The sequence below is a fragment of the Pseudarthrobacter equi genome, from assembly GCF_900105535.1.
Lineage (GTDB): Bacteria > Actinomycetota > Actinomycetes > Actinomycetales > Micrococcaceae > Arthrobacter > Arthrobacter equi.
Window position 1 is genome coordinate 2,375,033 of record NZ_LT629779.1, and the last position, 9,543, is coordinate 2,384,575.

Consider the following 9,543-nt stretch of genomic DNA (forward strand, 5'->3'; position numbering starts at 1 on the left):
TAGGGGGAGGACGGGGATTACCGTAGAGGGGTGACTGACCGTCCCGAAATCTCCACTGTTGGCGAACTGCGTGCCGCGGGTCATGTCCTCAAGGACCTGCGCCACGAAATCCGAGACAACCTGCTGGCCGCGCTCGCGGACGGGCGGGATCCCTGGCCCGGGCTTTACGGGTTTGGCCGAACCGTCCTGCCCCAACTGGAGCGGGCGCTGATCGCCGGGCATGACCTGGTGCTGCTGGGCGAACGGGGCCAGGGCAAGACCCGCGTGCTGCGCACGCTGGCCGGACTGCTCGACGAATGGTCACCTGTCATCGACGGCTCAGAGCTGAACGAACACCCCTATGAACCGATCACGGAAGCCTCGCGGGCCCTTGCCGACTCGGAGGGGGACAGGCTGCGGGTCGCCTGGCGGCACCGCTCGGAGCGGTACGTGGAGAAGCTCGCCACCCCGGACACCTCCGTGGCGGACCTCATCGGCGACGTGGACCCCATGCGGGTGGCCGAGGGCCGCCGCCTGGGCGACCCCGAAACCATCCACTACGGACTGATTCCGCGCTCCAACCGCGGCATCATCGCCATCAACGAACTTCCGGACCTTGCCGAGCGGATCCAGGTGGCCATGCTCAACGTGATGGAGGAACGGGACATCCAGATCCGCGGCTACGTGCTGCGGCTGCCGCTGGACGTCCTGGTGGTGGCATCGGCGAACCCCGAGGACTACACCAACCGCGGCCGGATCATCACCCCGCTGAAGGACCGCTTCGGAGCCGAGATCCGCACCCATTACCCCATCGAACTGGAGGATGAGGTTGCCGTCATCCGGCAGGAGGGGCGGCTCGTGGCGGACGTACCGGCCGTCATCCTGGAGATCCTCGCCAGGTACACGCGTGCACTGCGGCATTCACCAGCCATCAACCAGACGTCCGGAGTCTCCGCACGCTTCGCCATCGCCGGCGCGGAGACTGTGGCAGCCGCGGCCCTGCGCAGGGCCAGCCTCCGCGGTGAGGACCAGGCCGTGGCCCGCATCATCGACCTGGAACCGGCCGTGGAAGTCCTCAGCGGCAAGCTGGAATTTGAATCCGGGGAGGAAGGCCGCGAACAGGGCATCCTTGACCACCTCCTGCGCACCGCCACCGCAGAAGCCGTCAGGGCCCACTTCCAAGGCATCGACATGGGGCCGCTCGTGGCCGCGCTCGACGGCCACAGGACCGTCACCACCGGCGGCCAAGTGACGGCGAAGGAGTTCCTGGGCAACCTCCCCTCGCTGAACGGATCAGGGTTGTACGACCTGATTGGCAAGCGAATGGGTGCGCAGAACGACGGACAGCGCGCCGCCGCCGTCGAACTGGCCCTCGAAGGGCTGTACCTCGGCCGGCGGATCTCCAAAGAGGCCGACGACGACGAAACGGTCTACGGCTGACACCAGGCCTGCAGCCACAACAGGAGGCAGCATGACCCTTCACGACAGGTCACGGTACGGCCGGTACGCCGGTGGCCCGGACCCGCTGGCACCGCCGGTTGACCTGGCCGAGGCACTCGACGCCGTGGCCGAGGACGTAATGGACGGCTACTCGCCCCGCCATGCCCTGCAGGAGTTCCTCCGGCGCGGCGGCCGGGACCGGGACGGCCTGGACACCCTGGCCCGCCGCGTGCAGGAACGACGCAGGGACCTGCTGAACCGGCACCGGCTGGACGGTACGCTCGATGAGGTGCGCAAACTGCTGGACACTGCCGTCCTGGAGGAGCGCAAGCAGCTGGCCAGGGACGCCATGATGGACAACACCGACCGCGCCATCCGGGAGATGCAACTGCAGAACCTGCCGCCGTCCACGGCAGCGGCCGTCAACGAACTTGCCTCCTACGACTGGCAGTCGGGCACCGCCAGGGAAGCGTACAAACGCATCAAGGACCTCCTGGGACGCGAAGTCCTGGACCAGCGGTTCGCCGGCATGAAGCAGGCCCTGGAGAACGCCACAGACGAGGACCGCGAAGCCGTCAGCGACATGCTCCGCGCCCTGAACGGACTCCTGGGCAAGCACCGCCGGGGCGAGGACACCGCGGCGGACTTCCAGGAGTTCATGGCAAAGCACGGGCAGCACTTTCCCGAAAACCCGCAGTCGGTCGAAGAGCTGGTGGACGCGCTGGCCAAACGGTCCGCCGCCGCACAGCGGCTCCTGCAGTCCATGTCGCCGGAGCAGCGCGAAGAGCTGATGCGCCTCTCCGCCCAGGCCTTCGGCTCGGCCGGCCTGATGGACCAGCTCAACGAACTCGACGGAAACCTCCAGGCGCTGCGGCCCGGCGAAGACTGGAATGGTTCGGAGGCCTTCGACGGGCAGGAAGGCCTGGGCCTGGGGGATGGCACTGGAGTCCTGCAGGACCTGGCGGAGCTGGACGGACTGTCGGAACAGCTGTCGCAGTCCTACAACGGCTCACGCCTGGACGACCTTGACCTCGACTCCCTCACCCGCCAGCTGGGGCCGGACGCCGCCGTCAGCGCCCGCACCCTGGCCGAGATCGAGCGTGCCATGGAGGACGGCGGCTACCTGCGCCGGGGGCCCGATGGCGACCTCCGCCTGTCCCCACAGGCTGTGCGGCGGCTCGGCAAGTCCCTGCTGCAGGACACCGCACGGCAGCTGTCCGGGCGGCAGGGGCAGCGGGACACCCGACTGGCCGGAGCGGCCGGAGAGCAGACCGGTTCCAGCCGTCCCTGGGAGTTCGGGGATGCCGAACCCTGGGACGTCACCCGCACCATGACCAACGCGATCCAGCGCACCATGTCCGACGGCGGGAACCCGGCCCGGGAACTCCGGCTCACCCCGGAAGACATCGAGGTGGCCGAAACAGAAGCCCGCAGCCAGGCCGCCGTGGTGCTCCTGGTTGACGTGTCCTTCTCCATGGCCGCCGAGGGGCGGTGGGTGCCGATGAAACGGACGGCCCTGGCACTGCACCACCTGATCTCCACCCGGTTCCGCGGCGACCGGCTGCAGCTGGTCACGTTCGGCCGCTATGCGCAGTCCATGGACATCGGTGAACTTACTGCACTGCCGGCACTCCGGGAGCAGGGGACCAACCTGCACCACGGGCTGCTGCTGGCCGGGCGCTTCTTCCGCCGGCACCCGTCCATGCAGCACGTCCTGCTGGTGGTGACCGACGGCGAGCCGACGGCACACCTGCTTCCGGACGGCGACTCATGGTTCAACTGGCCGCCGGACACCGAAACCATCCGCGTCACAGTCGCCGAGCTGGACCGGCTGGGGCGCTCCGGCGTGCAGGCCACGTTCTTCCGGCTCGGTGACGACCCGGGGCTGGAACGCTTTGTGCAGCGGATGGCCCGCCGGATCGACGCGCGGGTGGTGGCGCCGGACGTCGGCGGCCTGGGCGCCGCAGTGGTGGGGGAGTACCTGCGCGCCCACGTCCGCAGCTCCTACAGCGACACCGACTGGGCCCTCTAGCCCGGACCTGACGCTCGCGGCCGGCTAGTGCCCGCTGTTCGGGGCCTTGCCGTTTGGAGCCTTGCTGTTTGTAGGCCTGCCGTCCCCGGCGGCAGGGGTATCCAGGCCTGCCTCCGAAATGAGTTCGGTCAGCCAGGGGCGGTGCTCGCGGTGGAACGTGAGGCCCTCCGGCAAGCCCTGGACGGTGGGTTCGGAGCCTGTGATGTCGATCGTGATCCGGCCGCCGGCCAGTGGCGCGTTGGTGATGTGCAGGTTTCCATAGGATTCGGGCAGGGCCGGGTCCATCCAGAAGCCGCCGCGGGACACGTGGGCGTCGTACCGCATCAGGCTGGTGATCAGCATGATCGGAGTGGTGGCCGCCCAGGCCTGCGGCGAACAGGCGGTGGGGTACGGAACCGGCTCGGCCACCTGCTCCCGGCTGAAGCCGCAAAACAACTCCGGCAACCGGCCGCCGGAAAACTCTGCCGCTTCAAGCAAGGCTGTGGCGATCCGCTGGGCCTCCTCCACGAAGCCGTAGCGCATCAGGCCGGCCGCGATGATGGCATTGTCGTGCGGCCAGACTGACCCATTGTGGTAGCTGGCCGGATTGTAGGCGCCCATGTCGGAAGCCAGGGTCCGGACGCCCCAGCCGCTGAACATCTCCGGTGACATGAGCCGTTCCGCCACCATCGGCACCTTGTCATCATCAACGATCCCGTGCCACAGGCACTGCCCCATATTGGAGGCACACGAGTCCACCGGCCGTTTGCGGCCGTCCAGGGCGATCGCAAAGTACCCGCGGTCCGGCAGCCAGAATTCCTCGTTGAACCTCTTCTTGAGCTGGGCCGCCTCATCGGTGAGCCGGGCAGCCAGCGGTGCGTCCCCGGCGTCGTACGCCATCCACGCCCGGGACAGCAGCGCGGAGTACACCAGCGCCTGTACCTCGCACAGCGCGATGGGTGGTTCGGCCAACGTTCCGCCGGCAAAATTGATGCCGTCCCACGAGTCCTTCCAGCCCTGGTTGAGGAGGCCCTGGTCATTGAGGCGCGAGTACTCCACGAAGCCGTCGCCGTCCTTGTCGCCATAGTTTCGGACCCAGTCCAGGGCGCGATCGGCGTTGGGCAGGAGCGCGGCGATGCTGTCCCTGCCGAAACCCCAACGGCTCACCGACGCCAGGGTCATCACGAACTGCGGGGTGGCATCCACGCTGCCGTAGTACACGGACTTGCCGCCCAGCGCCAAGCCTGACGAGACTCCCAACCGCACCTCGTGGAGGATCTTGCCGGGCTCCTCCTCACTCATGGGGTCCACCACCTTGCCCTGGCGGTCGGCCAAGGTCTGCAGCGTGCCCAGCGCCAGCGACGGGTCCACGGGCAGGGCCATTTCCGATGCCCACAGGGAGTCGCGCCCGAACAGGGTCATGAACCAGGGCGCTCCGGCTGCCACCACGATCCGTTCCGGATGGGCAGGGTCCGTGATCCGAAGTGCGCCGAGATCGTCATAGCTGCGCCGGAGGGTCCGTTCGATGGACCGGTTGGTCATCTGCAGCCTGGGGATCCGCGATACCCATTCCTGATGCCGGAGGTCGCTCGGCGACGGTCCGTGTCCGGCCGGCCGCCGGATGTCCTGCCTGCCGGTGGGGGCGACACTTAGCCGGGCGGTCCACAGGCCATGTCCGGGGACCACGGCCTTGTAGGTCAACCCGCCCGCGGCGGCAACCCCGCCGCGGCCCCGCACCAGGACCGCCTTCCGGAGGTCCTGCCAGGCGGCGCTGATGATGAGGGAATCGCCGTCGGCCCCGCGTGCCTCCTGCCACCGCCGCTGGACCCTGGCCTCCTTCACCTCAAAGAGGTCGGCAAAGTCCGCATCAACGCTGAACGTCACGAGGCAGGGGACAGGCTCGGATGAGTAGTTCCGGACGGTCACCTCCTCGACCATCCCGGCGGCCGCTTCCCGCAGCCGCTCCACGATCAGGGGGCTGTCCGCGTACCCGTCCGCCCGGGGAACGCGGCCTATGAACAGCGCCCGGTAGGGTTCCTTGGTTTCTGCCGTCAGCGGCTCGAGGGGCAGCCCGTTCACCGCCAGGGTCCACCCGGAAAGGATGCGGGTATCTTCGTGGAACACCCCGTGCGGAAGCTCCGGGCGGATATCGCCGTTGGCGGCGGAGATGCAGAATGATGAGCCCTCCACCAGGGTGACGGTCCCCGCCCCCACGGGCCCCGCCGCTGTGTCTGCGTTCCATCCAGCCATGTCCGCTCCTTTGACGGCGACGACGGTCTCCCGGCGGAATAGACGCTACGCCTCGCGCAGGGCCGGCAAAAGGGGCGGACCCTTGAACCGGCGCCCCTCCGGGCATAACATGGCGGCCACATCCACGCCGATCAGTCCAAGGAGCCGGCCATGGGCGCCACACCTGCTGAAACGTCACCAGCAACCCTGATGGTGGACCTCATCATCTCGCTGGACGGGTATGCCTCCGCCGAGGGGTGGCCCGGCTGGTGGGGACTGGAAGGGCCGGAGTACCTGGCCTGGCTGGACGAAGAGGCGGCAAAGAACTACACCTTCCTGCTGGGGGCCAATACGTACCGGCTGATGTACGGAATGTCTGCCCAGGCAGCGGCCGACCGCACCGGGTTCTCCGCGGAGGAGGGCGCCAGCCTCACCGGCCTGGCCGCCGTGCCCAAGATAGTGTTCTCGTCCACATTGCAGGCGCCCCTGGACTGGCCGAACTCCACCCTGGTCACCGGGGACGCCGTGGAGGCAGTCCGTGAGTTGAAGCGGACCGCAACAGGACCGCTGAGCACCCTCGGCAGCCTGAAGCTGACCCGGTCATTGCTGGCCGCGGGCCTGGTGGACCGTTTCCGGCTGGTTGTCTTCCCGGTAATCACCGGCGCCACCGGCCGGGAAAGGATCTACGACGGTTATCCGGACGTGATGCTGGAGATGGCGCAGAGCAGGACCTTTGACGGGCGGCTGCAGTTGCTGGAGTACGTTCCCACGGTGCTCACCCGCCCGCCCGGCAGCAGGTGACTGGAGCACGCTGCAGGAAAGAGTGTCACCGGAAGACGCAAATGCTTGAACATTGAACTAACGGGACGTAGGATTTAGTTCAAGCTTCAAGTATTTCCCTTTCCGATAGCCGAGGACCCCCATGACTGCTGTTGCCCATGCCCCGCTGCCGCACGCCGCCCTCCCCGCGGCCACCGTCCGCAGCCGCGTCACCGTCCCGCTTCGTTTCCCGGACGGGTATTCCACGACGGCGGAGATCCTCACCTTCCACGGCCTGGCGGACGGCAAGGAACACCTGCTGCTGGCTCTTGGGCCCTGGGAGCAGGCTCTTCTCAGCGGGGAACCGATGGTCCGCCTCCACAGCGAATGCATGACCGGCGATGTGTTTGGCAGCGAGCGCTGCGACTGCGGCCCGCAGCTGCGGGAAGCTGCCGAAACCATCACGGGCGCCGGCGGCTTCCTCCTCTATCTCCGGCAGGAAGGCCGCGGTATCGGCCTGTACTCGAAGCTCGATGCCTACGCCCTGCAGGACAAGGGCCTTGATACCTACGATGCCAACCTCGCGCTGGGCCACGGTGAGGACGAGCGGGACTACTCCGCCGCAGCACAAATGCTCGAGGCACTCGGCGCCACCAGCATCCGGCTCCTGAGCAACAACCCGGACAAAGCCCGGCAGCTGACCGCTTTTGGCATTGGCGTCGGCGAAAAGGTTCCCACGGGTGTCCACCTGTCCGCCGCGAACAGCCGCTACCTGGCCGCCAAACGTGACCGTACCGCCCATACCCTGGACCTGGATCTTGACCCGCGCGTTGGACCGGGCCGCGGCCCAGGTGCCGAACCCGCCGTCGTACCCAGCATGGCGAAGGGTGCCGGCGAGGTGCCCGGCCACGAGGAAATGCTCGACCGTGTGGCGGCTTTGGTGCCCGCCCTTCGGGCGGCGGCCGAAGAAACCGAGGGGCTGCGCCGCCTCCCGGAAGCCACGGTTGACAGCCTTGAAGCCGCCGGGGTCTTCAGGATCCTGGCACCTGCCGCGGTGGGCGGCTATGGACTGGGCGCGGAAACGTATGGCGAGGCAGTCCGCCGCCTGGCCCGGGGATGCGCCTCCACGGCCTGGACCGCAGGCCATCTCGCTGAGCATGCCTGGATGCTGGCCCGCTGGCCGAAGCGGGTGCAGGAAGAGGTCTTCGCCGGTGGCGGGATGCCGCTCGCGGCCGCGACCAGCGCACCCGTCGGTGCTGCCCGGAAGGTGCCCGGCGGCTACGCGGTCTCGGGCCATTGGAGCTTCGCCTCCGGCATCATGCATTCGGAGTGGGCGCTGCTGGCCGTCCAGCAGGACGGCCAGCGGCTGCAGGCACTGGTTCCCCTCGCCGACCTGGAACTGGTTGATGCCTGGCACACGGACGGGCTCCGCGGCACCGGCAGCAACGACCTGCGCGCCGCGGATCTGTTCGTTCCGGAATACCGGGTGATGGACTGGGCACTTCTCAGCGCGGCGGACAACCCCGGCAGCCTGATCCATTCCGAGCCCCTGATCCACACTCCGATGGCCACACTGCTGAACTTGGTGGCTCCGGCGGCGGCACTGGGTTCGGCCGAATATGCGGTGGAACTGTTCCGTGAGCAGCTGCTCGCGCCGAAGGTCAAGAACGGCGTCGAAATCCGCCCGGCCGATTCTCCGCTGGCGCAGGCACGCTACGCCCGGGCCGCGGGACTGCTGGCCTCGGCGCAACAGCACTGGGAGGCAGGGCTCTCCGCCGTGGCGGCCTCGGTGCAGCAGGTGTCCGAGAGCCTGCAGGCGCCAGGCCTGCCGGAGGGGGAGAGGGCCGCGTTCCGGCTCTTGCTCGCCCTGAGTGCCCAGGCAGCGCAGGAAGCCGTCCGGGTGGTCCTCGCCGGTTCGGGCGGCAGCGCCCACCGGCTGGGCCACCCCCTGCAGCGCATCCAGCGCGACGTTGGTGTGCTGCTGAACCATCCCACCCTGGGCATTGATCCCATCCTGGAACAGGCCGGCCGGGGGTTGCTGGGGCTGGGCTTCACCGCCCCGTCCTTCTAGGGCACCGGGTGGCGGCGGTATCTTGCCGCTGCCACCATTTCGGGTGGTTCCGTGGCAGGATCAGGTATGCCCCAGCGCCTGATGCTGCTCGACACTGCCTCGCTGTACTTCCGTGCCTTCTACGGCCTCCCGGACACCATCCGGCGCGCCGACGGAACGCCGGTCAACGCGGTCCGGGGCCTGCTGGACATGATTGCCCGGCTCACCACGGACTACCACGCCACCCACCTGGTGGCCTGCTGGGACGATGACTGGCGGCCGCAGTGGCGCGTGGACCTGGTCCCCACCTACAAGGCGCACCGGGTGGCCGAGGCCAGGCCCGGCGGCACCGACGTTGAAGTGGTGCCCGATGCCCTGGAGGCGCAGTTGCCGATGATCCGGAATGCCCTGGAGCTTGCCGGCATCGCCATCGTGGGGGCAGCGCAGCATGAGGCCGACGACGTCATCGGCACCTACGCCGCGCACGCGGCCATGCCCGTGGACGTCGTCACCGGGGACCGGGACCTCTTCCAGGTCTGCGACGACGAACGGCAGGTCCGGGTGATCTACACGGCGCGCGGAATGCGGAACCTGGAGGTCTGCACGGAGGAAACCATCGTGGCCAAGTACAAGGTCCTGCCGCAGCAGTACGCCGACTACGCCACCCTCCGCGGCGACGCGTCCGACGGCCTGCCAGGCGTTGCCGGCATCGGTGAGAAGACCGCGGCGTCCCTGCTGCTCAAGTACGGCACTCTGGATGCCCTCCTGGCGGCAGCGGACACGCCCGACGGCGGCGTGTCCGGACCCGTCCGGGCGCGGCTGTCCGCCGCGGCCGCCTACCTCGAAGCAGCCCCCGCCGTCGTCCGCCTGGTGCGGGACCTGCAGTTGCCCGCCCTGGAGGAGGCCGGCGCCCTGCTGGAACCGGTGGCCGGCGACCGGCGGGCGGAACTGGAAAGTATCGCCACCGACTGGAACCTCGGCGGATCCGTCCGCCGGCTCCTGGATGCCCTGGACCTCCGGGGGCAGCCGGGCTGACCCGCGCAGGCACAGACCCCGGGTTGCTGCCGGGCCGGGA

Annotated in this window: 6 protein-coding genes; 5 read left to right on the forward strand and 1 reads right to left on the reverse strand. The window is 68.7% G+C overall.

Annotation, left to right across the window (positions count from 1 at the left end; translation table 11 throughout):
- Nucleotides 1-30: 30 nt before the first annotated feature.
- On the forward strand, nucleotides 31-1,419 hold the full coding sequence (locus BLT71_RS10660) for a sigma 54-interacting transcriptional regulator (RefSeq protein WP_091719939.1): 1,389 nt from the start codon (nucleotides 31-33) through the stop codon (nucleotides 1,417-1,419).
- 31 nt (nucleotides 1,420-1,450) lie between these two features.
- Nucleotides 1,451-3,451, forward strand: coding sequence for a vWA domain-containing protein (locus BLT71_RS10665; protein WP_091719942.1), 2,001 nt, complete (start codon nucleotides 1,451-1,453; stop codon nucleotides 3,449-3,451).
- Between the two features lie 24 nt (nucleotides 3,452-3,475).
- Here BLT71_RS10665 and BLT71_RS10670 read toward each other — a convergent pair whose 3' ends face one another.
- Nucleotides 3,476-5,680, reverse strand: coding sequence for an amylo-alpha-1,6-glucosidase (locus BLT71_RS10670; protein WP_231994261.1), 2,205 nt, complete (start codon nucleotides 5,678-5,680; stop codon nucleotides 3,476-3,478).
- 150 nt (nucleotides 5,681-5,830) lie between these two features.
- Between BLT71_RS10670 and BLT71_RS10675 the strand changes: the two genes are divergently transcribed.
- From BLT71_RS10675 to BLT71_RS10685, 3 genes are all read left to right on the forward strand, one after another.
- Nucleotides 5,831-6,460, forward strand: coding sequence for a dihydrofolate reductase family protein (locus BLT71_RS10675; protein ID WP_091719945.1), 630 nt, complete (start codon nucleotides 5,831-5,833; stop codon nucleotides 6,458-6,460).
- A gap of 121 nt (nucleotides 6,461-6,581) precedes the next feature.
- A complete protein-coding gene (gene ribA, locus BLT71_RS10680) occupies nucleotides 6,582-8,489 on the forward strand; it encodes a GTP cyclohydrolase II RibA (RefSeq protein WP_091719947.1) in 1,908 nt (635 codons plus the stop codon).
- A gap of 66 nt (nucleotides 8,490-8,555) precedes the next feature.
- A complete protein-coding gene (locus BLT71_RS10685; RefSeq protein ID WP_172829955.1) occupies nucleotides 8,556-9,503 on the forward strand; it encodes a 5'-3' exonuclease in 948 nt (315 codons plus the stop codon).
- Nucleotides 9,504-9,543: the final 40 nt, after the last annotated feature.